This is a genomic window from Streptomyces sp. NPDC006997 (assembly GCF_040635175.1).
GTDB lineage: Bacteria > Actinomycetota > Actinomycetes > Streptomycetales > Streptomycetaceae > Streptomyces.
Genome location: NZ_JBEYHH010000061.1, coordinates 1 through 24,263, shown reverse-complemented (window position 1 = coordinate 24,263; position 24,263 = coordinate 1). Strand labels below are relative to the sequence as shown.

At 72.1% G+C, this 24,263-nt stretch carries 20 protein-coding genes and 1 pseudogene; 4 read left to right on the top strand and 17 right to left on the bottom strand.

Annotation, left to right across the window (positions count from 1 at the left end; genetic code table 11):
* The 17 genes and pseudogenes from ABZ659_RS34130 to rsmH form a co-directional block, all read right to left on the bottom strand.
* Window positions 1-90, bottom strand: a pseudogene (locus ABZ659_RS34130) (DNA-binding response regulator); the annotation flags it as partial.
* A 59-nt stretch (window positions 91-149) separates the two neighbouring features.
* Window positions 150-1,352: a DivIVA domain-containing protein gene (locus tag ABZ659_RS34125; RefSeq protein WP_360228279.1), complete on the bottom strand. Its 1,203-nt coding sequence runs from the start codon at window positions 1,350-1,352 to the stop codon at window positions 150-152.
* 52 nt (window positions 1,353-1,404) lie between these two features.
* The gene (locus ABZ659_RS34120) at window positions 1,405-1,695 is read right to left on the bottom strand and encodes a YggT family protein (RefSeq protein WP_360228276.1); all 291 of its coding nucleotides are present in this window, start codon (window positions 1,693-1,695) and stop codon (window positions 1,405-1,407) included.
* A 61-nt stretch (window positions 1,696-1,756) separates the two neighbouring features.
* Window positions 1,757-2,398 carry a cell division protein SepF gene (gene sepF, locus ABZ659_RS34115; protein WP_360228273.1) on the bottom strand — a complete coding sequence of 214 codons (642 nt, stop codon included), beginning with the start codon at window positions 2,396-2,398 and terminating at the stop codon, window positions 1,757-1,759.
* 129 nt (window positions 2,399-2,527) lie between these two features.
* Window positions 2,528-3,247 (bottom strand): YggS family pyridoxal phosphate-dependent enzyme, encoded by a 720-nt coding sequence (locus tag ABZ659_RS34110; RefSeq protein ID WP_360228270.1) that lies wholly within the window; start codon window positions 3,245-3,247, stop codon window positions 2,528-2,530.
* A gap of 6 nt (window positions 3,248-3,253) precedes the next feature.
* Window positions 3,254-3,991 (bottom strand): peptidoglycan editing factor PgeF, encoded by a 738-nt coding sequence (gene pgeF / locus ABZ659_RS34105; RefSeq protein WP_360228267.1) that lies wholly within the window; start codon window positions 3,989-3,991, stop codon window positions 3,254-3,256.
* Window positions 3,988-5,181 carry a cell division protein FtsZ gene (gene ftsZ / locus ABZ659_RS34100; RefSeq protein WP_360228264.1) on the bottom strand — a complete coding sequence of 398 codons (1,194 nt, stop codon included), beginning with the start codon at window positions 5,179-5,181 and terminating at the stop codon, window positions 3,988-3,990. The genes pgeF and ftsZ overlap by 4 nt, the downstream gene beginning before the upstream one ends.
* A 288-nt stretch (window positions 5,182-5,469) precedes the next feature.
* A complete protein-coding gene (locus ABZ659_RS34095) occupies window positions 5,470-6,273 on the bottom strand; it encodes an FtsQ-type POTRA domain-containing protein (RefSeq protein ID WP_360228261.1) in 804 nt (267 codons plus the stop codon).
* Between the two features lie 28 nt (window positions 6,274-6,301).
* Entirely contained in the window at window positions 6,302-7,399 is a 1,098-nt protein-coding gene (murG, locus tag ABZ659_RS34090) for an undecaprenyldiphospho-muramoylpentapeptide beta-N-acetylglucosaminyltransferase (protein WP_360228258.1), read from the bottom strand.
* A 6-nt stretch (window positions 7,400-7,405) separates the two neighbouring features.
* Window positions 7,406-8,764, bottom strand: a complete 1,359-nt coding sequence (ftsW, locus tag ABZ659_RS34085) for a putative lipid II flippase FtsW (RefSeq protein ID WP_360228255.1) — start codon at window positions 8,762-8,764, stop codon at window positions 7,406-7,408.
* A gap of 95 nt (window positions 8,765-8,859) precedes the next feature.
* Window positions 8,860-10,287, bottom strand: a complete 1,428-nt coding sequence (gene murD, locus ABZ659_RS34080) for a UDP-N-acetylmuramoyl-L-alanine--D-glutamate ligase (protein ID WP_360228252.1) — start codon at window positions 10,285-10,287, stop codon at window positions 8,860-8,862.
* Entirely contained in the window at window positions 10,269-11,342 is a 1,074-nt protein-coding gene (gene mraY / locus ABZ659_RS34075; protein WP_360228249.1) for a phospho-N-acetylmuramoyl-pentapeptide-transferase, read from the bottom strand. The genes murD and mraY overlap by 19 nt, the downstream gene beginning before the upstream one ends.
* Window positions 11,339-12,745: a UDP-N-acetylmuramoyl-tripeptide--D-alanyl-D-alanine ligase gene (gene murF, locus ABZ659_RS34070; protein ID WP_360228246.1), complete on the bottom strand. Its 1,407-nt coding sequence runs from the start codon at window positions 12,743-12,745 to the stop codon at window positions 11,339-11,341. The genes mraY and murF overlap by 4 nt, the downstream gene beginning before the upstream one ends.
* Window positions 12,746-12,749: 4 nt before the next feature.
* Window positions 12,750-14,300: a UDP-N-acetylmuramoyl-L-alanyl-D-glutamate--2,6-diaminopimelate ligase gene (locus tag ABZ659_RS34065; RefSeq protein WP_360228285.1), complete on the bottom strand. Its 1,551-nt coding sequence runs from the start codon at window positions 14,298-14,300 to the stop codon at window positions 12,750-12,752.
* A gap of 159 nt (window positions 14,301-14,459) precedes the next feature.
* Window positions 14,460-16,415 carry a penicillin-binding protein 2 gene (locus ABZ659_RS34060; protein ID WP_360228282.1) on the bottom strand — a complete coding sequence of 652 codons (1,956 nt, stop codon included), beginning with the start codon at window positions 16,413-16,415 and terminating at the stop codon, window positions 14,460-14,462.
* 5 nt (window positions 16,416-16,420) lie between these two features.
* Window positions 16,421-17,080, bottom strand: coding sequence for a septum formation initiator family protein (locus ABZ659_RS34055; RefSeq protein ID WP_360228243.1), 660 nt, complete (start codon window positions 17,078-17,080; stop codon window positions 16,421-16,423).
* Between the two features lie 21 nt (window positions 17,081-17,101).
* Complete coding sequence (rsmH, locus tag ABZ659_RS34050; RefSeq protein ID WP_360228240.1) at window positions 17,102-18,100, bottom strand: 16S rRNA (cytosine(1402)-N(4))-methyltransferase RsmH; 999 nt, start codon at window positions 18,098-18,100, stop codon at window positions 17,102-17,104.
* Window positions 18,101-18,528: 428 nt separating this feature from the next.
* On the opposite strand from rsmH, the gene ABZ659_RS34045 reads away from it, so the two are divergent.
* The 4 genes from ABZ659_RS34045 (at window position 18,529) to ABZ659_RS34030 (ending at window position 24,247) form a co-directional block, all read left to right on the top strand.
* Window positions 18,529-19,077: a carbonic anhydrase gene (locus ABZ659_RS34045; RefSeq protein ID WP_360228237.1), complete on the top strand. Its 549-nt coding sequence runs from the start codon at window positions 18,529-18,531 to the stop codon at window positions 19,075-19,077.
* Window positions 19,078-19,338: 261 nt separating this feature from the next.
* The gene (locus tag ABZ659_RS34040) at window positions 19,339-20,373 is read left to right on the top strand and encodes a MoxR family ATPase (protein WP_360228234.1); all 1,035 of its coding nucleotides are present in this window, start codon (window positions 19,339-19,341) and stop codon (window positions 20,371-20,373) included.
* Complete coding sequence (locus tag ABZ659_RS34035) at window positions 20,373-21,746, top strand: DUF58 domain-containing protein (RefSeq protein WP_360228231.1); 1,374 nt, start codon at window positions 20,373-20,375, stop codon at window positions 21,744-21,746. The genes ABZ659_RS34040 and ABZ659_RS34035 overlap by 1 nt, the downstream gene beginning before the upstream one ends.
* The gene (locus tag ABZ659_RS34030) at window positions 21,743-24,247 is read left to right on the top strand and encodes a transglutaminaseTgpA domain-containing protein (RefSeq protein ID WP_360228228.1); all 2,505 of its coding nucleotides are present in this window, start codon (window positions 21,743-21,745) and stop codon (window positions 24,245-24,247) included. Before ABZ659_RS34035 ends, ABZ659_RS34030 begins: the two co-directional genes overlap by 4 nt.
* Window positions 24,248-24,263 lie beyond the last annotated feature (16 nt).

The following is a 24,263-nucleotide window of genomic DNA, read 5'->3' as shown; positions in this document are numbered from 1 at the left end:
GGTGCGGTCGCCCTCGGCGCGCAGCACCCGGCAGACCTGGAGCCCGTCTATGCCGGGCATCATCACGTCGAGGACGAGCACGTCGGGCGGGGGGCCCGCCCCTTTTGAACGCTGCCGACGCCTACGGCGTACTCCTGGTCATGCGGCCGTCAGTTGTCGTCCTCGTCGATGAGGAACCCGCGCATCGGCGAGGGAGCCTGGCCCATCGGACCCGGACCCTGCGGACGCACCGGCGCCATCGGCTGGGTCATCGCGGGCGACATCTGCTGCTGACCGCCGTAGGACGGAGCGGCCGGCGCCGGACCGCCGCCGTTGCCCATGCCCTGGTTGCCGCCGTAGGACGGGGCACCCGCGCCGGCCGGAGCCATGGAGGGCGCCGGGGACGGCGGCAGGGAGGCGGCGGCCGGAGTCCGCGGCGGGGCCAGCGAGTCGTCGGCCTGGGTCTCCAGCTGGCGCAGCTGCGACTCCAGGTACGACTTCAGCCGCGTGCGGTACTCGCGCTCGAAGCCGCGCAGGTCCTCGACCTTGCGCTCCAGCGTGGCGCGAGCGGACTCCAAGGAGCCCATCGCGACGCGGTGCTTCTCCTGCGCGTCCCGCTCCAGGGCGTCGGCCTTGGCACGGGCGTCCCGCTCCAGACCCTCGGCGCGCGAACGGGCCTCGCCGACGATCTTGTTGGCCTCGGCGCGCGCCTCGGCGATCGCCTGGTCGGCGGTCTGCTGGGCGAGCGAGAGCACCCGGGCGGCGCTGTCGCCACCGGGGCCCGGACCGGGCATACCGGGGCCGGGGCCGTGGCCCGGACCGCCCATGGGACCGCCCATCGGGCCGGGTCCCATCTGGCCCTGCATCGGGCCCTGGCCCATCGGACCCTGGCCCATCGGACCGGGACCCTGCGGACCCTGCCCACCCGGGCCGGGGGGCAGCTGCGGAGCACCGCTCGGCAGCTGGGGCGGACCACCCATGGGGCCACCCATCTGCTGCTGCGGCGGGCCCGATATGCCGGCGGGCACCGGTGCGCCGGGACCGCCGGGACCGCCGGGGCCACCGGGTCCGCCCGGACCACCATGGCCGCCGGGACCACCGGGACCGCCCGGACCGCGCATACCCTGCTGCGGGTGCTGGGGGTGCTGCTGGTCCTGCTGCTCCGGGGGCTTGCGCATGTTCTGCTGGTTCTGCGCGGCGGCACGCGTGGCCGCGGCCAGCTTGGCGCGCAGGTCCTCGTTCTCCCGGAGCAGGCGGGTCAGTTCGGCTTCGACCTCGTCGAGGAAGGCATCGACCTCGTCCTCGTCATAGCCTTCTCGGAGGCGGACGGTCGTGAACTGCTTGTTCCGCACGTCCTCGGGGGTCAACGGCATCTCTTCACCTCAACGTAGTCGTCGGCATTCGGCAAGACCGGATCGTCCACTGTCATCTCGCGAGATTGCCCACGATCGAGATCAGGATGTAGACGATGATCATCAGTACGAAGAAGGACAGGTCGAGCGCCACGCCCCCGAGACGCAGCGGCGGAATGAACCGCCGCAGAAGCTTGAGCGGTGGATCAGTGACAGTGTAGGTGGCCTCCAGAACGACCACCATCGCCTTGCCGGGTTGCCATGAGCGGGCGAACTGGAAGACGTAGTCCATGACCAACCGGAAGATCAGCACGATGAGGAAGCACATCAGCGCGATGTAGACGACATCCAGGACCACGCTCATGACTCGTGCTTCCCTCTCCCCTGTTTCCCGTACTTCTGGGTACTTCCATCGGTCGTGCGTCTCAGCTCTGGTTGAAGAACCCGCCCTCTGCGATGCGGGCCTTGTCCTCCGCCGTGACATCGACGTTAGCAGGCGACAACAGGAACACCTTCTGCGTCACCCGCTCGATGCTGCCGTGAAGACCAAACACCAAACCGGCCGCAAAGTCGACAAGTCGCTTGGCGTCTGTGTCGTCCATCTCAGTCAAGTTCATGATCACCGGGGTGCCTTCACGGAAGTGTTCCCCGATGGTACGGGCCTCGTTGTAGGTCCGTGGGTGAAGCGTGGTGATCCGGTACGGCTCTCGTTCCGACACGACCTTGGGCATGATCACCGGTGCGTTCTTCTCCAGGCTTGCGCGTTCTTGTGTGATGGACGCCACGGGCGCGATACGCGCCGGACGCCCGGATTCCGCGGCGAGCGAAGCGGAACGGGGTACCGGGTCGCGGGGCGCGGACGGCTGTACGACTCGTACCTCTTCGTCCCTTTGGGACTGGTGTGAGCCGTGCGACTGATGGGACGGTTCATGACGCCGGTGGTCCCGCTCGGGCTCCGGGTCGAGTTCCGGTTCGAAGTCGTCATCGGGGTCGAATCCCCGGCCGTCGTACCCATCGTCCTCCACGAGGCCGAGGTAGACCGCCATCTTGCGCATCGCGCCGGCCATGCTCTGAGTCCTCCGCTCTGTGGTGGATCGGCTGACGACTGCCAAGTGCCCGCGATCCACGTGGCCGTTATGGCCGCCTTTCGGCGGTAATGACCATATTTTCTGCTGTGGTCCGACTTCTTGGCGACGTTACCCGAGCCTCGCGCGGACTCCGAGTACCGCGCTGCCGACGCGCACATGTGTCGCTCCGGCCGCCACGGCCTGTTCAAGGTCCGCGCTCATTCCTGCCGAGACCATGTTCGCAGCCGGATGGGCTCCGCGCAGGTGGGTCGACAAATCCATCAACCGCCCGAACGCCGCCCGTTCGCGTCCGGCGTACTCGCCGGTGAGCGGGGCGACGGTCATCAGCCCGTCGAGCCTCAGCCCGTCGGCCGCCGCCACGAGGTCGGCCAACTCCTCGATTCCGCCCGGCGCCACGCCGCCCCGCTCGCCCCGGGCGCTCTCCCCCGCGTCCAGGGCGACCTGGATGAGGCAGCCGAGCTCCCGCCCCGCGCGCACCGCCTCCCTCGACAGCGCGGTCACCAACCGGGAACGGTCGACGGACTGCACGAGATCGGCGTAACCGACCACGGAACGCACCTTGTTGGTCTGCAACTGGCCCACGAAGTGCCAGGTGAGCGGCAGATCCGAGCACTCGGCGGCCTTGGGGGCGGCGTCCTGGTCGCGGTTCTCGGCGACGTGCCGCACGCCCAGTCCGGCCAGGATCCGCACATCGCTCGCCGGATAGGTCTTGGTGACCACGATCAGGGTCACCTCGTCGCGGCGGCGCCCGGCGGCGGCGCACGCGGCGGCGATGCGTTCCTCCACGTTCGCGAGGTTCGCCGCGATTTCGTCCTTACGGTCCGTCATGCCCCATCAGTCCAGCCAGACGTAGCTCGCGAGCCGCCCCGTGGCGCGGTCGCGGCGGTACGAGAAGTGATCGTCCGACTCCAGCGTGCACACCGGCGACTGCTCCCGGTCGCACACCCCGAGCCGGTCGAGCTGTGCGTGCACTCCGGCGGCCACGTCGACCGCGGGTGTGCCCCAGCTCGTGACGGCGTACGCCGTCGGCTCCACGGCGGCCACCTCCGCGCGCATCGCCTCCGGCACCTCGTAGCACCGGCCGCAGACGGCGGGGCCGGTGCGGGCGACGGTCCGGGAGGGCTCGGCGCCCAGCTCGGTCATCGCGCGTAGCACCGCCGGGACGACGCCCGCGACCAGGCCGGGACGGCCCGCGTGCGCCGCGCCGACGACGCCCGCGACGGGGTCGGCGAGCAGGACGGGCACGCAGTCGGCGGTGAGGACGGCGAGCGCGAGCCCCCGCTCGGCGGTGACGACGGCGTCGGCCTCGGGAACCGGCCGGTCACCCCGGGGTCCGTCGGCCACCGCCACCTCCGCGCCGTGCACCTGGTTCATCCAGACGACCCGGTCCGGGTCCAGTCCCAGCGACTTGGCGGCCAGTTCGCGGTTGGTGCGGACGGCCCCGGGGTCGTCGCCGACCGCGCCGCCGAGGTTCAGCTCCTCGTACGGAACGGCGCTCACCCCGCCCCACCGGTCGGTGAAGGCGAAGTGCGCGCCGTTCACGGTGCTCTTGCCGGAGCGCTCTCCTATCACTTCAGGAAGTCCGGGACGTCCAGTTCCTCGGCCGCGCTGTCCGTGTAGCTGCGGGACGGCGGCACCGGCGGCTGGGCCTGGATGTCGTTCACCGGCTCCGGGGCGGGCTCCGGCTCCTCCTTGGGCTTGACGCTGCCGAGCGAGCCGAAGGTCGGGCGGCTCTCCGGCGCCGGCCGTACCGGCGTGGGCTCCTCGCGCTTGGCGGAGGCGGAGCCGAGGACGGTGTCCCGCTTCGACGGGGGCTGGCCGCCGTCGAACCCGGCCGCGATCACGGTCACCCGGACCTCGTCGCCGAGGGCGTCGTCGATGACCGCGCCGAAGATGATGTTGGCCTCGGGGTGGGCGGCCTCGCTGACCAGCTGGGCGGCCTCGTTGATCTCGAACAGGCCGAGGTCGGAGCCGCCGGAGATGGAGAGCAGCACCCCGCGGGCGCCGTCGATGGAGGCTTCGAGCAGCGGCGAGGAGATCGCCATCTCGGCGGCGGCCACCGCGCGGTCGTCGCCACGGGCCGAGCCGATACCCATCAGCGCGGAACCGGCCTCGGACATGACCGACTTGACGTCGGCGAAGTCGAGGTTGATCAGGCCGGGCGTGGTGATGAGGTCGGTGATGCCCTGGACACCGGAGAGCAGGACCTGGTCCGCCGACTTGAAGGCGTCGAGGACGGAGACCTGGCGGTCGGAGATGGACAGCAGCCGGTCGTTGGGGATGACGATGAGGGTGTCGACCTCTTCGCGGAGTTCCGCGATGCCGTCCTCCGCCTGGTTGGCGCGGCGCCGCCCCTCGAAGGTGAACGGGCGGGTGACCACGCCGATGGTGAGGGCGCCGAGGGAACGGGCGATGTTCGCCACGACGGGCGCGCCCCCGGTGCCGGTGCCGCCGCCCTCACCGGCCGTCACGAAGACCATGTCGGCCCCCTTGAGGACCTCCTCGATCTCCTCGCGGTGGTCCTCGGCGGCCTTGCGGCCGACGGCCGGGTTGGCTCCGGCGCCGAGTCCGCGGGTGAGTTCACGGCCGACGTCGAGCTTGACGTCGGCGTCGCTCATCAACAGGGCTTGCGCGTCGGTGTTGATGGCGATGAACTCGACGCCCTTGAGACCGACCTCGATCATCCGGTTGATGGCATTGACACCACCGCCGCCGACACCGATGACTTTGATGACTGCGAGGTAGTTCTGCGGTGCTGCCACGTCGAAGGCCTCTCGCCTCGAGTTACGTGCCGTCGAATCACCGGGACGCGCTGCGCCCCGCGATGCGACGACTGATGCCGAATGGGACGGTCCGTAGTGCCGACCCGAACCCTAACGCTGAAGTTTAGGGTTACCAGTGTGTCTGTTCCCTGGAGTCTTCTGAACAGGACACTAAGTCGACAAGTGGCGCACGTTCAACGAACACGCCGAACCTCCCGTTTTTCTTTTCACCCTATGTGATCAGGCGTAGCGCTGCCCAACCAGGGTGCTGGCCTGCGCGGATGTGCGTCAACTTCCGGATGACGCCGGGGCGGTGGGAACGCTCACGTCGAAGTGCCGGGCGGCGGGCGCCGCTTTCATCAGGGCGGTGAGCGCGCGGGCCTTGGCGGCGCCCCGCTCGGAACTCCCCCAGGCGACGGTCCGGCCGGCGCCCAGCTCCAGCGAGATGGCGTCGTAGGAACCGACCTTGACGGTGCGGGTGTCCCGGGCGACCCCGGCCGGGAGGGCGGCCACGGCCCGGACCGCCTCGCGTACCAGGCGGCCCTCGCCGAAGCGGCGCAGGCTCGCGCCGGCCGAACCCGGGCGGGACGTCTCCAATTTCAGCAGTGGAACGCCTTTGATGGCCTGTGAAACCGTGGCGAATCGGACACCTTCGTCGTCCACTTCCACGAAGCCGTCCGCCTGGCCGGAATTCTCCATCAGCAGGACCGGAGTGCGCTCGACGACTTTGAGCCTGATTCCATGCGGCCAGGAACGGACTACGTCAACCACGTCAATTCGGGGCAATTTCCCGCGAAGTCGAGTCTCGATCGCCTCGGTGTCCAGGGAGACGAGCGGCGTCCCGAGGGGAATGTCGGCGGCCTCGCGCACCTGCGCGGGCGTCAGCACACGCGTCCCCGAGACGGTCACCCGCTCCACGCGCAGCCACGAGGAGCCGTACAACAGCCAGCTGCCGCCCCCGACGAGCAGGACCAGGGCGAGCGCCAGAATGATGATCGTACGGAGCTTCGGTGGCCGCAGGCGACGGACGGGAGGCGGGCCGGACGGCTCCTGCTGACGTACCCCGCGTTCGGCGGCGGTGGGTCCGGCCACGCTTCCCGTCCTCTTCCGTCGTGCGTCCCTAGCGGCGGGCGCGGCTGGCGGCGATCGCCTCGTACACCATGCCGACGAGGAGTTCGTCGGCGTCCCGGCGGCCGAACTCGCCGGCGGCGCGGGACATCTCGTACAGCCGGTGCGGGTCGGCCAGCACGGGCAGGACGGTCTCCCGCACCCACTCCGGGGTGAGTTCCGCGTCGTCGACCAGCAGCCCGCCGCCCGCCTTGACCACCGGCTGGGCGTTCAGCCGCTGTTCGCCGTTGCCGATGGGCAGCGGGACGTAGGCGGCCGGGAGCCCGACGGCGGAGAGTTCGGCGACGGTCATCGCGCCCGCGCGGCAGAGCATCATGTCGGCCGCGGCGTACGCGAGGTCCATCCGGTCCAGGTAACTTACCGGGATGTACGGGGGCATCCCCGGCATCTGTTGCACCTGCGGCAGTTCGTTCTTCGGGCCGACCGCGTGCAGGATCTGGATCCCGGCCTGCTGGAGCCAGGGCGCGACCTGCTGGACGACCTCGTTGAGTCGGCGGGCGCCCTGGGAGCCGCCGGAGACCAGCAGGGTCGGCAGGTTGGGGTCCAGGCCGAACGCGGCGCGCGCCTCGGGCCGTACGGCGGCCCGGTCCAGGGTGGCGATGGAGCGGCGCAGCGGGATGCCGATGTAGCGGGCGCCCCGGAGCTTGCTGTCGGGGGTCGAGACGGCGACCTGGGCGGCGTACCGGGACCCGATCTTGTTGGCGAGGCCGGGGCGGGCGTTGGCCTCGTGGATGACGATCGGCACGCCGAGCCGCTTGGCGGCCAGGTAGCCGGGGAGCGCGACATAGCCGCCGAAGCCGACCACGGCGTCCGCCTTGGTGCGCTCCAGGATCTGCTCGGCCGCCTTGATGGTGCCGCGCAGCCGGCCCGGGACGGTGATCAGCTCGGGCGTGGGCTTGCGGGGCAGCGGCACCGCGGGGATCAGCGCCAGCTCGTAGCCCCGTTCCGGCACCAGCCGGGTCTCCAGACCGCGCTCCGTGCCCAGGGCCGTGATCCCCACGGTCGGGTCCTGCCTGCGCAGGGCGTCCGCGAGGGCGAGCGCTGGCTCGATGTGGCCGGCGGTCCCCCCACCGGCGAGTACGACATGCACCGAAATTCACCGCTCTCCGGACGAGCGCGCCGGGGCGCGCCGTCGCATCGTGTTCCATCTCCGGGGGCTCCGTTCCGAACCCGGTCCCCCAGCCCCCCGCTTTCTACCAAAGCGGGGCTGCCGCATCGCAAGCGCCGCCCGCGCAGCGGGTTCGTCCCGTGCGAAGGCGATCAGCAACCCGATGGCGAACATGGTCGGCAGCAGGGCGGATCCCCCGTAGGAGAACAGCGGGAGCGGGACCCCGGCGATCGGCAGCAGACCGAGCACCGCACCGATGTTGATCACGGCCTGGGCCGTGATCCAGGTGGTCACGCCTCCCGCGGCGTACCTCACGAAGGGGTCCTCCGTGCGTCCGGCCACGCGGATACCCGCATAGCCTAGAGCGGCGAAGAGGGCGAGTACCGACAGCGTCCCCGCCAGGCCCAGTTCCTCACCGGTGACGGCGAAGATGAAGTCGGTGTGCGCTTCAGGGAGTTGGCCCCATTTTTCCACACTCGCCCCGAGTCCGGAACCGAACAGTCCGCCGGAGGCGAGGGCGTAGATGCCGTGCACCGCCTGCCAGCAGGAGCCGTCCTCGCCCATCTCCGTGGCGCCGATGCAGGCGAACCGGTCGAGGCGGTTGGCGTTGGTCCTGATCAGTACCGCCCCGAGCAGCCCGGCGACGGCGAGCACACCGACGAACAGCCGGGTGGGCGCGCCCGCCAGCCACAGCAGGCCGAACAGGATCGCCGTGAGGATGATCGCCGTACCCATGTCGCCGCCGAGCATGATCAGGCCGAGCAGCATGAAGGCGACCGGGACCAGCGGCACCAGCATGTGCTTCCACTGCGTGAGCAGCTTCCTGTCCTGTTTGCGGGCGAGCAGGTCGGCGCCCCACAGCACCAGGGCGAGCTTGCCGAACTCGCTGGGCTGGAGCTGGAAGGGGCCGCCGACGGAGATCCAGTTCTGGTTGCCGTTGACCGCGTGCCCTATCCCCGGCACCTGCACAAGGGCCATCAGGAAGACAGCCCCGGCAAGGATCGGGTAGGCCAGCGCCCGGTGCAGCTTCACCGGCATCCGGGAGGCGGCGAACAGGAGCGTGGCGCCGAGCACGGCGGCCAGCAGCTGCTTGCGGAAGAAGTAGGAGCCCCCGAGCGACATCTGGAGCGCGGTGATCTGGGAGGCCGAGTAGACCATCACCAGACCCAGCACGGTGATGAGCAGGCTGCCGCCGAGGATCAGGTAGTACGCGGTCAGCGGCCGGTCCCAGGCGCGGCGCGCGCGGGTGGACAGCCGGACGAACGGGTTCTCGCGCGGGGCGCGCGGTACGGCGGGGCGGCGCGGGGCCCGCTGGACGGGTGGGCGGCCGGTGCGGCTACCGGGCACGGGTGCCTCCGGTGTACGCCGGTTCCGGCCGGGTCGGCGTCGTGCGCTTCGCGCGTCCCACGGTCCCTCCCAAGGTCGCCCGGCAGGCGGCCGGGTCAGGCGCCGAGTTCGCGAACCGCCTCCGCGAACGCGTCACCGCGCTGGTTGTAGTTGGTGAACATGTCCATGGAAGCGCAGGCGGGGGCCAGGAGCACCGTGTCGCCCGGCTCGGCGAGCCGCCGCGCCTCCCGCACCGCCTGGGGCATCGCCCCAGTGTCGGTCCGGTCGACGTCGACGACGGGTACTTCGGGCGCGTGTCGCGCCAGGGCCTCGCGGATGAGCGCGCGGTCGGCGCCGATGAGGACGGCGCCGCGCAGCCGCTTCGCGGACCGGGCGACGAGTGCGTCGAAGGTGGCGCCTTTGGCGAGCCCGCCCGCGATCCACACGATGGGCTCGTAGGCCGCCAACGACGCCTCGGCGGCGTGGGTGTTGGTGGCCTTGGAGTCGTCGACGTAGGCGACGCCGTCCACGTCGCCGACGTGCGCGATGCGGTGGGCGTCCGGCTGGAAGGCCCGCAGTCCGTCGCGTACGGCGGTGGCGGGCACCCCGTAGGCGCGGGCGAGGGCCGCCGCCGCGAGGGCGTTGGCGATGTTGTGCGGGGCGGGCGGGTTGACGTCGGAGACCTCGGCCAGTTCCTGGGCGCTGGTGTGCCGGTCCTCGACGAAGGCGCGGTCGACCAGGATGCCGTCGACGACGCCGAGTTGGGAGGGTGCCGGAGTGCCGAGGGTGAAGCCGACGGCGCGGCAGCCCTCCTCGACATCGGCCTCCCGGACCAGGTCCTCGGTGGACGGCTTGTCGGTGGCGTCGACGTTGTAGACGCAGGCGACGCGGTTGCCCTCGTAGATGCGGCCCTTGTCCCGGGCGTACGCCTCCATCGAGCCGTGCCAGTCGAGGTGGTCGGGGGCGAGGTTGAGGACGGCGGCGGAGTGGGCGCGCAGCGAGGGCGCCCAGTGCAGCTGGTAGCTGGACAGCTCCACGGCCAGGACGTCGTACGGCTCGTCGCTGAGGACGGCGTCCAGCAGGGAGACGCCGATGTTGCCGACGGCGGCGGTGCGCAGGCCCGCCGCCGCCAGGATCGACGCCAGCATCTGGACGGTGGTGGTCTTGCCGTTGGTGCCGGTGACCGCGAGCCAGGGGGCGGCGTCCGGGCCGCGCAGCCGCCAGGCCAGTTCGACGTCGCCCCAGACGGGGACGTCCGCCGCGGCGGCGGCCGTGAACAGCGGCTTGTCGGGCTTCCAGCCGGGCGCGGTGACGACCAGCTCGGTGCCCTCGGGCAGGGAAGCGCCGTCGCCGAGGCGGACGGTGACGCCGAGCGCCTCCAGTTCGGCGGCCTGCGCCCGCGCCCGCTCGTCGGCGCCGTCGTTGACGACGGTGACGTGCGCGCCGCGGGCGTGCAGCACCCTGGCCGCCGGGACGCCGGAGACGCCGAGTCCGGCGACGGTGACGCGCTTGCCCTGCCAGTTGGTCACTTGTCCGCTGCCCATCCCGCGTAGAAGAGGCCCAGTCCGACGATCACACAGATGCCCTGGATGATCCAGAAGCGGACCACGATCAGGACCTCGGACCAGCCCTTGAGTTCGAAGTGGTGCTGGAGTGGCGCCATCCGGAAGACCCGCTTCCCGGTCATCCGGAACGAGCCGACCTGGATGACCACCGACATGGTGATCAGCACGAACAGGCCGCCGAGGATGGCGATCAGCAGCTCGGTGCGGGAGCAGATCGCCAGGCCCGCGAGGACGCCGCCGAGGGCGAGCGAACCGGTGTCGCCCATGAAGATCTTGGCCGGGGAGGTGTTCCACCACAGGAAGCCCAGGCAGGCGCCCATCAGCGCCGCGGAGACCACCGCGAGGTCCAGCGGGTCGCGCACCTCGTAGCAGGCGCCGGGGTTGGTCAGGGTCAGCGCGTTGGCACAGGACTCCTGGAACTGCCACACGCCGATGAAGGTGTAGGCGCCGAAGACGAGCACGGAGGCGCCGGTGGCCAGACCGTCCAGACCGTCGGTCAGGTTCACGCCGTTCGACATCGCCAGGATCATGAACAGCGCCCAGACCACGAACAGCACCGGTCCGATGGTCCAGCCGAAGTCGGTGATGAACGACAGCTTGGTGGAGGCCGGGGTGTTGCCGCGGTTGTCGGCGAACTGGAGCGACAGCACCGCGAAGCCGATGCCGACGATGAGCTGGCCCGCCATCTTCGCCTTGGCCCGCAGCCCCAGCGAACGCCGCTTGACGATCTTGATGTAGTCGTCCAGGAAGCCGACCAGGCCCATGCCCGTCATCAGACCGAGGACCAGCAGACCGGAGAAGGTCGGCGGGTAGCCGGTGATGAGCTTGCTCAAAAAGTACGCGGCGATCGTCGCCAGGATGAACGCGATACCGCCCATCGTCGGCGTACCGCGCTTGTGGTGGTGCTCGCGCGGGCCGTCGTCGCGGATGTACTGGCCGTACCCCTTGCGGGCCAGCAGCTTGATCAGCAGCGGGGTGCCGATCAGCGTCAGGAACAGGCCAATGACTCCCGCGAACAGGATCTGCTTCATCATCGGGCGTTGACCTCACCCTCGGCACCGGTCTCCAGCAGCGCCTGGGCAACGCCTTCGAGACCGACCGAACGGGACGCCTTCACGAGCACGACGTCCCCCGGGCGCAACTCGCTGCGCAACAGGTCGACCGCCGCCTGTGCGTCGGACACGTGCACCGACTCCTCACCCCACGAACCCTCGTTATATGCGCCCAGTTGCAGCCAGGCGGCTTCCCTGCCCCCGACCGCGACGAGCTTGCTGACGTTGAGTCGGACGGCGAGCCGTCCGACCGCGTCGTGCTCGGCGAGCGCCTCGTCCCCCAGCTCGGCCATCTTGCCGAGCACCGCCCACGTACGGCGCCCTTTGCCCATGGCCGCCAGCGCACGGAGCGCGGCTCGCATGGACTCGGGGTTCGCGTTGTAGGCGTCGTTGACGACCGTCACGCCGTCCGGGCGCTCGGTGACCTCCATCCGCCAGCGGGAGAGGGAGCCCGCCTCGGAGAGCGCGGTGGCGATCTCTTCCGCGGACATGCCCAGCTCATGGGCGACGGCGGCCGCGGCGAGCGCGTTCGACACGTGGTGCTCACCGTACAGGCGCATGGTCACGTCACTGCACCCGGAGGGTGTGTGAAGGCTGAAGGACGGCTGTCCGCTGTCCGTGAGTCGTACGTTCTCGGCGCGTACGTCCGCTTCGTCGGCCTCACCGAAGAGGAGCACCTTCGCCTTCGTACGGGACGCCATGGCGCGTACGAGGGGGTCGTCGGCGTTGAGGACGGCCGTACCGTCTTCCGGAAGGGCCTCCACGAGTTCGCCCTTGGCCTGGGCGATCTGCTCCCGGCCGCCGAACTCGCCGATGTGGGCGCTGCCGACGTTGAGCACCAGGCCGATCCGAGGGGGCGTCAGGCCGGTCAGGTAGCGGATGTGGCCGATGCCGCGGGCGCCCATCTCCAGGACGAGGAACCGCGTCTCCTCGGTGGCGCTGAGCGCGGTCAGCGGGAGCCCGATCTCGTTGTTCAACGATCCCGGGGTGAACACCGTGGGCGCCTTGCTCCGCAGCACCTGCGCGATGAGGTCCTTGGTGCTGGTCTTGCCCGCGGAACCGGTCAGCGCGACGAGGGTCGCGCCGAGCCGCCGGACGACCTCACGCGCGAGCGCGCCGAGGGCGGTCTGGACGTCGTCCACGACGATCGCGGGCACGTCGACGGGACGGGTCGCGAGGACGGCCACCGCCCCCGCGTCCACCACCTGCCGTGCGAAGTCGTGGCCGTCGACGCGCTCCCCGGCGAAGGCGACGAAGAGGCTGCCTGGCTCCACCTCGCGGGAGTCCCGGACGACCGGTCCGGTGACGTGCACCGACGGATCCGGTATGTCGTGCGTCTGCCCGCCGACGACTGCTGCGATCTCGGCGAGAGAGAGGGCGATCACAAGTTCATCCCTGGGTCTGCTGGATTGCTTCCCGAAGCACCTGGCGGTCGTCGAACGGACGGACCACCCCGGCGATGTCCTGGCCCTGCTCATGGCCCTTGCCCGCGACCACCACGGTGTCCCCGGGCCGCGCACGGGCCACCGCGGCGGCGATCGCGGCGGCCCGGTCCTCGAACAGGAGCACCTCGCCCCGCTCGTGCACGGGCACGGCCGCGGCGCCCTGGAGCATGGTGGCGAGGATCGCCAGCGGGTCCTCGGAACGCGGGTTGTCGGAGGTCAGTACGGCCGTGTCGGCGAGCCGGGCCACGGCGGCGCCCATGGGGGCGCGCTTGGTGATGTCACGGTCGCCGCCGCAGCCGAGCACCACGTGCACCCGGCCCTCGGTGATCTTGCGCAGCGCGCGCAGCACCGACTCGACGGCGTCGGTCTTGTGGGCGTAGTCGACGACCGCGAGGTACGGCTGTCCGGCGTCCACCCGCTCCAGGCGGCCCGGAACACCCGGCACCGCGGCGATGCCGTCGGCGGCGGTCTGCGGGTCGAGCCCGGCCGCGGCGAGGGCGACCAGCGCGGCGAGGGTGTTGGCCACGTTGAAGGGGCCCGGCAGCGGCGACCTGGCGCTGATCCGCTGCCCGTCGGGACCGACCGCGGTGAACGGCGAGTCCAGCGGGCCGACCGCCACGTCCTCGGCGCGCCAGTCGGCGTCGGGGTGGCCCTCGGCGGAGAAGGTGACCACCGGGACGGTGGCCTCCTTGGCGAGCCTGCGGCCGTACTCGTCGTCCACGTTGACGACGCCGAGCCTGCTGCGTTCCGGCGTGAACAGCTGCGCCTTGGCCCGGAAGTAGTCCTCCATGTCGGAGTGGAACTCCATGTGTTCCGGGCTGAGGTTGGTGAACACGCCGATGTCGAAGACACAGCCGTCGACCCGGCCGAGCACCAGGGCGTGGCTGGACACCTCCATGGCGACCGCCTCGACGCCGCGCTCGCGCATGACGGCGAACAGGGCCTGCAGGTCGGTGGCTTCGGGGGTGGTGCGCTCGGACTTGATGCGCTCCTCGCCGATGCGCATCTCGACGGTGCCGATCAGCCCGGTGGGGTGCGCGGTGCGCAGTCCGCCCTCGACGAGGTAGGCGGTGGTGGTCTTGCCGGAGGTGCCGGTGATGCCGATCTGGAGCAGGTCCCTGCCGGGGTGGCCGTAGAGGGTGGCGGCCAGTTCGCCCATCCGCGCGCGCGGGTCGTCGACGACCAGGACCGGCAGGCCGGTGGCGGCGGCGCGGTCGGCGCCCGCCGGGTCGGTGAGCACGGCGGCGGCGCCGAGGCCCGCGGCCTGGGTGACGAAGTCGGCGCCGTGCGCGCGGGCGCCGGGCAGGGCGGCGTACAGGTCGCCGGGGCGCACGGCGCGGGAGTCGTGGGTGATGCCCGTGACGCCCGTGGCACCCGGGTCGCCGGGTGGCGTTTCGGTGGTGCTCGGTGGGGCGGTGACACCCAGCTGTTCGGCCAGTTCCGCGAGGGGTGTGGCGGAGACCGAGGCCGGTCGCGGCGGGCCCGGATAGGTCACAGGACCGCCCTTCTGGGTGGTTTGGGACTGATCAGCGTGTGGCACGGCGGTGAGCGTACCGGGCGCACCCGCCTGGGAGCTAAAAAGGGGCCGGGGCGTGCCCTGGTTCCCGGAGTCGGGGGTGATCGTGGTCACGGGTGGTTCCTGGGGCTCGGACGATCATGGCTTGAAACTGACGGGCAGCTTCGCGGGCGGGGCCCCGGTGGGCGGGACCTGGAGGGACTTCAGGGCGAACTCCATGACCTGCTTGTAGATGGGTCCGCAGATCTGTCCGCCGAAGTAGCTGCCCTCGGTGGCGTTCTGGATGGCGCAGTAGACGGTGACGCGGGGCTTGTCCGCGGGTGCGAACCCGGCGAAGGAGGACGTGTAGCCGTGGTATTTGCCGGTGGCCGGATCCACCCGGTTGGCGGTGCCGGTCTTGCCCGCGACGCGGTAGCCGGGGATGCGTGCCTTGGTGCCGGTGCCCTCCTCGTCGTCCACCACCGACTCCAGCATCCGGGCGAGCGTCCTCGCCGTCTTCTCGCTCACGACCCGGGTCTTCTTCGGTTCCGGGGCGGGCGTGAAGCGTCCGTCGGGGCCCTTGGTGCCGCGCACCAGTGAGGGTTCGACGCGGACGCCGCCGTTGGCGATGGTGGAGTACACGGACGCCGCCTGCATGGCGTTGATGGAGACGCCCTGGCCGAACGGGATCGTGAACTGCTGCGAGGTCGACCACTGGTCGGGCGGCGCGAGGATGCCCTTGGTCTCGCCGGGGAAGTCGAGCCCGGTGTAGCCGCCGAGGCCGAACTTGCGCAGGTACGAGTAGAGGATCTCGTTGGTCTGGGCCTGGGTCTCGCCGAGCTGGCCGACGGCGAGGATGGTGCCGATGTTGCTGGACTTCGCGAGCACCCCGTTCAGCGTCAGGTACCAGGTCTCGTGGTCGATGTCGTCCCGGAAGAGCCGGTCGCCGCGGTGCAGCCGGTTGGGCACGACGACGTGCGTCTCCGGCGTCGCGGCCCCCTCCTCCAGGACGGCTGCCATCGACATCAGCTTGGCGGTGGAGCCGGGCTCGTAGGCGTCCTGGAGGGCCGCGTTGCCCATCGCGGTGGCGTCGGCCTGGGAGAGGTCGTTGGGGTCGAAGCCGGGCGAGTTGGCCATGGCGAGGATCTCGCCGGTGCGGGTGTCCTGGACGATGACGTAGCCGCGGTCCGCCTTGGACTTCTCCACCTGCTCGGCGATGGCGTTCTGCGCGGCCCACTGGATGTCGCGGTCGATGGTCAGCTCGACGTCGGTGCCGGGCACGGCGGGCGTCTCCCGCGAGCCGACGGTGGGCACCTGGTAGCCGCCGGACTGGGCGTACCGCAGCTCTCCGGGCTTCCCGGCGAGGATCTTGTTCAGCTGCTGTTCGACCCCGCCGCCGCCCTTGCCGTCGGCGTTGACCCAGCCCAGTATCCCGGCGGCGAGTTCGCCGTTGGGGTACACGCGCTTGCTGCTGGGGTCGGAGAAGACGCCCGCGAGGACGTTGACGGCGGAGTCGTCGTGCTCCGCCTTCTTGGTGAGCGCGGTCTTCAGGTCCTTGATCTGCTTCCAGACCTCGGGGGTCTGGCGGCGGGCCAGCAGCACGTAGCGGGTGTTCTTCGTCCGCAGCTTCCCGGCGAGCGCGTCCTGCTCCTGGCCGAGGATCGGCGAGAGGAGCGCCGCCGCCTGCTCGGGACCGTCGCCGATGCCCAGGTCCTCGCGCGTGAACATCGTCGGGTCGGCGGTGATGTCCTCGGCGTCGTCGCTGGTCGCCAGCGCGATACCGGCGCGGTCGGTGATCTGGCCGCGCTCGGCGGCCAGGGTGTGCACGACGTACCGGTTCTGCTCGGCCTTGGCGGCGTACGCGCTCGCGTCGACGGCCTGCACCTGGAGCAGCCGCACGGTGAACACCAGGAGGACGACGGTCAGCCCGAGCCCGACCATGCGCAGCCGGGGGCGCGGGCTGCCGAGCCGGAGCGGGGGCGCGGCGGCGGGGCCGCGGGACGGCGCCGGGCGGCGGGCCGGTCGGGCGCCGGGCCCGGGGCGCTGCCGCCCGCCGGGGCGGACGGGCCGGGCGGGTCCGGGCACCCGGCGACGCGGCGGTTCCCTGTCGGTCACTTCCGTCACCTGCCGGGGGTAGTCGGGGTCGGGGTGGGCTCGGGGGGCGTTCCGTAGGGGGTCGGCGGCGCGGCGGAGGTGGGGACCGGGGCGCCCTGGGGCTGCGGCACGGACCGCGGCCCGGCGGTGCCCTCGGATCCCGCCTGGCCAGCCTCCGTGGCCGTCGCCGCTGCCTTCGTGGCCGTCGCCGCCGCCTCCGTGGTCGCTGGCGCCGTCTCCGGCACGGCCGTCGCCCCCGTGGGCATCGACTCCGGTGCCAGGACCAGCGGGCGGTAGCGGGTGCCCCGGGCGGGGGCCGGGACGCCCTTGACCGTGCCGTCGGGGTTGAGGAACGCGGGGTCGCCGCCGGGCACCATGCCCAGCTCGCGGGCCCGGGCCTGGAGGGCGGCGGGAGCGGCGTAGGCGTCGATGTCGCGGCGCAGCGCCTGCTCCTCGTCGGTGAGTGCCTTGGTCTCCCGCTCCAGGTCGTCCAGCCGGAACGTCCCCTCGCTGAGCGCGGAGTTCAGCACCAGCAGCCCGATCAGCCCGCCGCCGAGGAGGAGGACGACGAGCAGCACGAACGGCGTCCTGGCCGCCTGCGTCCCGCCCCGCCCCTGCCCGGGGCCGGTCGGGAAGAGCCGGGCGAGCCGGGCGGCCCGCCCCTTCAGCTCGGGTCTCCTAGCCACGCGCCCTCCCCCGTGTCCGGCTCACTCGACGTCCTCCCTGATGCGCTGGGCCGCGCGCAGTCGTGCCGGGGCCGCCCGGCGGTTGGCGGCGACCTCCTCCTCGCTGGGAAGTTCGGCACCGCGCGTGAGCAGCTTGAGCCGGGGCTGGTAGCGCTCGGGGACGACGGGCAGGCCGGGCGGCGCGGTGGTGGCGGCGCCGGCCGCGAAGACCTGCTTGACCAGCCGGTCCTCCAGGGAGTGGTACGACAGCACGGCGATCCGCCCGCCCACCTCAAGCGCCTGCACCGCCGCCGGGACGGCCCGTTCGAGGACCGACAGCTCGCCGTTGACCTCGATCCGCAGGGCCTGGAAGGTGCGCTTGGCCGGGTTGCCGCCGGTGCGCTTGGCGGCCTGCGGGAGGGCGTCGCGGATCAGCTCCACCAGCCGCGCGCTGTTGCTGAACGGCTCCTTCTCCCGCTCGCGCACGATGGCGCCGACGATCCGCTTGGCCTGCTTCTCCTCGCCGTAGGCGCGCAGGATGCGGACGAGTTCGCCGGGCGGGTAGGTGTTGAGGACCTCGGCGGCGCTGACGCCGGTCGTCTGGTCCATGCGCATGTCGAGCGGGGCGTCCTGCGCGTAGGCGAAGCCGCGGTCGGCCTCGTCGAGCTGCATGGAGGAGACGCCGAGGTCGAACAGGACGCCCGCCACGCGCGGGATGCCCAGCCGCCGCAGCACCTCGGGCAGCTCGTCGTAGACGGCGTGCGCCAGGGTGGCCCGGTCACCGAAGGGCGCGAGCCGCTCGGCGGAGAGGCGCAGCGCCTCCTTGTCGCGGTCCAGGGCGACGAGCCGGGCCTCGGGGAAGCGGGTGAGCAGGGCCTCGCTGTGCCCGCCGAGACCGAGCGTGCAGTCGACGACGACCGCTCCGGGGCGCTCCAGGGCGGGGGCCAACAGGTCCAGGCACCGCTGGAGCATCACCGGGACGTGTCGGCCCGCCCGTCGCTCGCCACCGCCCTTGTTCGGAAGCGCTTCGCGCCCTGTCACTCTGGGGCCTCTCAGGTCCGGCGTGCCGGTACGCACCGCCGGGTCCCCGCCCTCCCCCAGCGAGCTGGGGGGACCCCAGTGAAGGGGAGCCCTGCCGGCGCCGGAAGCGTCGGCTGGCCGGAGCGGGTGGAGGCCGAGCCGTACGTACGCGGCGCGCACGCGGGGAGATCTCCGGAACACCGCCGGGTCTCGGGGGATCAGTCCAGCGGGGAGAACCTCGCCTCCCGCTTCGCGTCACTTTAGTCCACCCTGTCTCGCGGTCAATCAACCGGCCTGCGCGTCGCCGTTCCCGGCGCGGGACGGGGTCCGCTCACCCGGACGGGCGGCCCTGACCCCTCTTGTGGGTTACCTCACAACAAGCCGCGTTGACGTTCTTTGTCCCCTCTCACAAAGGGCCGGAACCGGGTGTGACCACTACCGTCATAGTCATGACGACTTCTGCATCGGTTTCCACCGGCTCCGCGACCACCGCCCCCGCCGACGGCACCGTCACCGACCGCCTCGTCGAGGCGAACGAGCAGTATGCCGCCGCTTTCACCGACCCGGGGATGGACGCCCGTCCGGTCCTGCACGTGGCCGTCGTGGCCTGCATGGACGCCCGGCTCGACCTGCACGCCGCACTCGGTCTGGAACTCGGCGACTGCCACACCATCCGCAACGCGGGCGGTGTCGTGACCGACGACGTGATCCGCTCACTCACCATCAGCCAGCACAAGCTGGGCACGCGCAGCATCGTCCTGATCCACCACACCGGGTGCGGTCTGGAGAGCATCACCGAGGACTTCCGCGAGGAGCTGGAGCGCGAGGTCGGCCAGCGCCCGGCGTGGGCCGTGGAGGCGTTCCGGGACGTCGACCAGGACGTACGGCAGTCGATGCAGCGGGTGCGGACCTCGCCGTTCCTGCTGCACACCGACGACGTGCGCGGTTTCGTCTTCGACGTGCGGACGGGTCTGCTGCGCGAGGTCGACCCCGCGTGACGGACACCGTGTGACCTGCTGTCATCCTGCTCATGCCGCACTCGTGCCGCGAGATCCGGACTCCTTACGGCCCGAAAAGCCGTAAGGCGGTACATATCGCGGCCAGTTGTCCACAGGCGAGTGACACGAAACGGTAACGGCGGCAAGAATGCGGTGGTGGCGCCTCGCGGAACTTTTCGCGCGTGGCGTCCGTGTTCCAGGGGTGGGCCGGTTACGCACACAGAGCGTCGGCCCGGGAAAGAACGGGCCGAGGAGGGCCGGGTGACGACCTATGACGATCGAGCGAGCCTCACTGATCTGACCGCCACTGTGGAGCGTGTCCGCAGTTCGGTGGAGGGAGTGATCGAGGGCAAGCCCGAGGTCGTACGGCTCTCGCTGACCGTGCTGCTCGCCGAGGGACATCTTCTGATCGAGGATGTCCCCGGCGTGGGCAAGACGATGCTGGCCAAGGCGCTGGCGCGGTCCATCGACTGCTCTGTGCGCCGTATCCAGTTCACGCCGGACCTGCTGCCCTCGGACATCACCGGGGTGTCGATCTGGGACCAGCAGCGGCAGGACTTCGAGTTCAAGCCGGGGGCGATCTTCGCGCAGATCGTGATCGGCGACGAGATCAACCGCGCCTCGCCGAAGACCCAGTCCGCGCTGCTGGAGTCGATGGAGGAACGCCAGGTCACCATCGACGGGCACACGTACGAGCTGCCCAGCCCGTTCATGGTGGTGGCCACCCAGAACCCGGTCGAGATGGAGGGCACCTATCCCCTGCCGGAGGCCCAGCGCGACCGTTTCATGGCCCGGGTGTCCATCGGCTACCCGAGCGCGGAGGCCGAGCTGCAGATGCTCGACATCCACGGCGGCGTCAGCCCGCTGGACGACCTCCAGCCGGTGGCGCACGCGCACGAGATGGTCAAGCTGATCGAGGCCGTGCGCGGGGTGCACGTCGCCGACAGCGTCCGGCGGTACGCGGTCGACCTGGTCGCCGCCACCCGCACCCACCCCGACCTCAGACTCGGCGCCTCACCGCGCGCGACGCTCCACCTGCTGCGCGCGGCGAAGGCGTCCGCCGCCCTCTCCGGCCGGGAGTACGCCCTGCCGGACGACGTCCAGGCCCTCGCCGTCGCGGTCCTCGCGCACCGGCTGCTGCCCACCGCGCAGGCCCAGCTCAACCGGCGTACCGCGGAGCAGGTCGTGCAGGAGATCCTGCAGCGCACCCCGGTCCCCGCGGGCCCCCAGCAGAACGCCTACGGGCTGGGCCAGGGCGGCCCGGCGTACGGCCAGCAGCCGCCGCGGAGGCTGTGATGGCCACCGCCGAGGCGGTCCAGCCGGAGCCCGACAGCGGCGCCAGGGGCGGGGTGCGCACGGCTCTGGCCGGGCTGACCACCCGCGGCCGTTCCTTCCTGGCCGCCGGAGTGGCCGCCGCCGTCTGCGCCTACGTCCTCGGACAGGGCGACCTGCTGCGGGTCGGGCTGCTGCTGGCGGTGCTGCCCCTGGTGTGCGCCATGGTGCTGTACCGCACCCGCTACCGCGTCGCGGGCAGCAGGCGGCTGTCCCCCGCCCGGGTGCCGGCGGGCTCGGAGGCCCGGGTCCACCTGCGGATGGACAACGTCTCCCGGCTGCCCACCGGCCTGCTGATGCTCCAGGACCGGGTGCCCTACGTCCTCGGCCCGCGCCCCCGCTTCGTCCTGGACCGGGTGGAGGCGGGCGGTCGCCGCGAGGTCTCCTACCGCGTCCGCTCCGACCTGCGCGGCCGCTACCCGCTGGGCCCGCTCCAGCTGCGGCTGACCGACCCGTTCGGGATGTGCGAACTGACCCGGTCCTTCTCGACGTACGACACCCTGACCGTGATCCCGCGCGTGGAGCCGCTGCCGCCGGTGCGGCTGACCGGCGAGGCGAAGGGGTACGGCGACGGGCGGCTGCGCTCGCTCGCCCTGGCCGGTGAGGACGACATCATCCCGCGCGGGTACCGCTACGGCGACGACCTGCGCCGGGTGCACTGGCGCTCCACCGCCCGCTACGGCGAGCTGATGGTGCGCCGCGAGGAGCAGCCGCAGCGGTCCCGTTGCACGGTGCTCCTCGACACCCGCGGCGCCGCCTTCCGCGGCGCGGGCCCCGACTCGGCCTTCGAGTGGGCGGTGGCGGGCACCGCGTCGGTGCTGGTGCACATGCTGGAACGGGGCTTCTCGGTCCGGCTGCTGACGGACACCGGCAACTCGGTGCCCGGCGAGGGCTCCGACGGGTTCGCGGGCGCCAACCAGGAGTCGGCGGACGCGGCCGGGCTGATGATGGACACCCTCGCGGTGATCGACCACTCCGACGGCAGCAGCCTGTCGCGCGCCTACGACGTGCTGCGCGGCGGCAGCGAGGGCCTGCTGGTGGCCTTCTTCGGCGACCTGGACGAGGAGCAGGCCGCGGTCGCCGCCCGGATGCGGCAGCGCAGCGGCGCCGCGCTCGCCTTCGTGCTGGACAGCGAGAACTGGGTGCGGGAACCCACCCAGGCGCCCCAGGCTTTCCACCGGAGCGAGGAGCGGCTGCGGCTGCTGCGCGAGTCGGGCTGGACCGTGGTGAGCGTGCCGCGCGGCGCGACCCTGAGCGACCTGTGGCGCCAGGCGGACCGCGAGCGCACGAGTCTGGCCGCGGCGGGCGGCGCGAGCGGCGGGGAGGGGCTGCGATGAGCGGACCGGCACGCATGGCGCTGTGCGCGATGGCGGCCACCCTGATGGCGGCCTGCGCCCTGCTGCCACTGGTCGACCCGGCCACCTGGTTCCTCCAGGCGGCCATCCTGCTGGCCATCCAGACCGGCGTGGGCGCGGCGGGTCGCCGGATACCGCTGCCCCGGCCGCTGACCGTGCTCCTCCAGGCGCTGGTCACGCTGATGCTGCTGACCCTGGTCTTCGCCCGTGAGCAGGCGCTCGCCGGGCTGCTCCCGGGTCCGGACGCCTTCCGCTACCTCTCCGACCTGCTCCAGCAGGGCACGGACGACGTAAACCGGTACGCCATCCCGGCGCCGCTCTCCGACGGCATCCAGCTGATGCTCATCGGCGGCGTCCTGGTGATCGGCCTGGCGGTGGACGTCCTCGCGGCCACCTTCCGCAACGCCGCCCCGGCGGGGCTGCCGCTGCTCGCGCTGTACTCGGTGGCCGCCGGGCTGTCCGACGGCGCCGGCGAGTGGGTGTGGTTCCTGATCGCCGCGGTCGGCTACCTGATGCTGCTGCTGGCCGAGAGCCGGGAGCGGCTGGCCCAGTGGGGCCGGGTCTTCGGCGGCCCGGCGCGCTCCACGGGTCTGGAGACCGGCGGCGCGGTGACACCGGTGCGCACCGGGCGGCGGATCGGCGCGGTCGCGCTGGGCCTCGCCCTGGTGGTCCCGCTGGCGCTGCCCGCGATGAACGGGGGCCTCCTGGACGGCACGGGCCGGGGCGTGGGCGCCGGGGGCGGCGGCGGGGGCACGATCTCCGCGGTCAACCCGCTGGTCTCCCTGCGCGACAGCCTGAACGTGAACCAGGACCGCCAGGTGCTGACCGTGCGCACCAGCAGCGCCGACATCTCCAACCTGTACCTGCGGATCGTCTCCCTGGACGACTTCGACGGCACCACGTGGAAGCCCGCCAAGCGGCACATCACCGCCGTGCCCGAGCAGTTCCCCACCCCGGTCGGGCTCGGCACCGACGTCCGCAGCGCCGAGGTCCGCACCCAGGTGACGGTCGCCGACTCCTACGCGCAGGACTGGCTGCCGATGCCGTACCCGCCGAGCAGCGTGCGGGTGGACGGCAGCTGGCGGTACGAGCCGGTCGGGATGACCCTCGTCGGCGACCACGGCCAGACCACCCGCGGGCTGACCTACGAGGTGCGCAGCCTCGACGTGCGGCCGACCCCCCAGCAGCTCGCCAACGCCCCGGAGCCGCCGGGCGCCCTGACCCGCGAGTACACCCAGATACCCGACTCGCTGCCCGACGTCGTCGCCAGCACCGCCCGCGAGGTCACCGACGGCGCGCGGAACCGCTACGAGCAGGCGGTGGCGCTCCAGGACTACTTCGCGGTGACCGGCGGCTTCCAGTACGACACCGAGGTCGAGGTCGGCAGCGGCCCCCGGGCGATCGCCCGCTTCCTGGAGGACAAGCAGGGCTTCTGCGTCCACTACTCCTTCGCGATGGCGGCGATGGCCCGCACCCTCGGCCTACCGGCCCGGGTGGCGGTGGGCTTCGCCCCCGGCACCCCGCAGGGAGACCAGTCGGTGGCGGTGGGCCTGCGGGACGCGCACGCCTGGCCGGAGCTGTACTTCGAGGGGGTGGGCTGGACCCGCTTCGAGCCGACGCCCACCCGGGGTACGACGCCGTCCTACACCGTCCCGGACGCGCCGGGGAGCACCACGCCCGACGTGCCGGACGTGGCCCGGCCGACCGACGCGGCGCCGTCCGCGGAGCCGTCGGAGAGCAGCACCTGTGTCGCGCAGGACGAGCGCCGGCAGCTGTGCGGCGGGGCGCTGCCGCTGAACCCGGAGAAGCCTGACGGCGCGGGCCCGCCGTGGTACCAGACCGCGGGCTGGATCCTGCTGGGCTCCGTGGTGGTCCTCGTACCGCTGCTGCCGATGCTGTGGCGGATCAGACGGCGCTCGCTGCGACTGGCGTCGGCCCGGCACGCCCCGGCCTCGGGCGCCGCCCCGCCGGTAGACGGCCAGCCCGACGGGGACGGAGCGGCGGGACTGCCCGGTGTCGTGATCGACGAGCCGTCCGCCGAGGCGGCCACCGGGCACGTCCTGGCCGTCTGGCGGGAGCTGACGGACACGGCGTGGGACTACGGCATCGTCCCGGACGACGCCCTGACCCCGCGCAAGGCGGCGGCGCGCATCGCGCGGCTCGGGAAGCTGGACGAACCGACCGCCCGGTCGGTGCACCGGGTCGCGGGCGCCGTCGAGCAGGTGCTGTTCGCCCCGCGGCCCCGGGCGGTGCCCGGTCTCGCCGACGACGTGCGCGGGCTGCGCACGTCGCTGCGGGCCCAGGCGCGCTGGACCGCGCGGGTCCGGGCGACGCTGGCACCCCGTTCGGCCGTTCGGGCGCTGTGGGACCTCTCCGACCGCTGGACGGCCCGCAAGGCCCGCTGGACCACGGCGTGCGCTCCCTCAACGTCCTGCACGACGCCCGCATCGCCTCCCTCAAGGCCCGGGGCAACGAGAACCTGACCCTGGTCAGCCGCGG

Bases quoted from the DNA above. Each gene is read 5' to 3' on its own strand.
- ABZ659_RS34045 (WP_360228237.1), top strand. From the start codon at position 18,529: ATGACGACTTCTGCATCGGTTTCCACCGGCTCCGCGACCACCGCCCCC.
- ABZ659_RS34110 (WP_360228270.1), bottom strand. From the start codon at position 3,247: ATGACGGACCGTAAGGACGAAATCGCGGCGAACCTCGCGAACGTGGAG.
- ABZ659_RS34030 (WP_360228228.1), top strand. From the start codon at position 21,743: ATGAGCGGACCGGCACGCATGGCGCTGTGCGCGATGGCGGCCACCCTG.
- mraY (WP_360228249.1), bottom strand. From the start codon at position 11,342: ATGATGAAGCAGATCCTGTTCGCGGGAGTCATTGGCCTGTTCCTGACG.
- ABZ659_RS34125 (WP_360228279.1), bottom strand. From the start codon at position 1,352: ATGCCGTTGACCCCCGAGGACGTGCGGAACAAGCAGTTCACGACCGTC.
- sepF (WP_360228273.1), bottom strand. From the start codon at position 2,398: ATGGCCGGCGCGATGCGCAAGATGGCGGTCTACCTCGGCCTCGTGGAG.
- murD (WP_360228252.1), bottom strand. From the start codon at position 10,287: ATGGGCAGCGGACAAGTGACCAACTGGCAGGGCAAGCGCGTCACCGTC.
- ABZ659_RS34120 (WP_360228276.1), bottom strand. From the start codon at position 1,695: ATGAGCGTGGTCCTGGATGTCGTCTACATCGCGCTGATGTGCTTCCTC.
- ABZ659_RS34035 (WP_360228231.1), top strand. From the start codon at position 20,373: ATGGCCACCGCCGAGGCGGTCCAGCCGGAGCCCGACAGCGGCGCCAGG.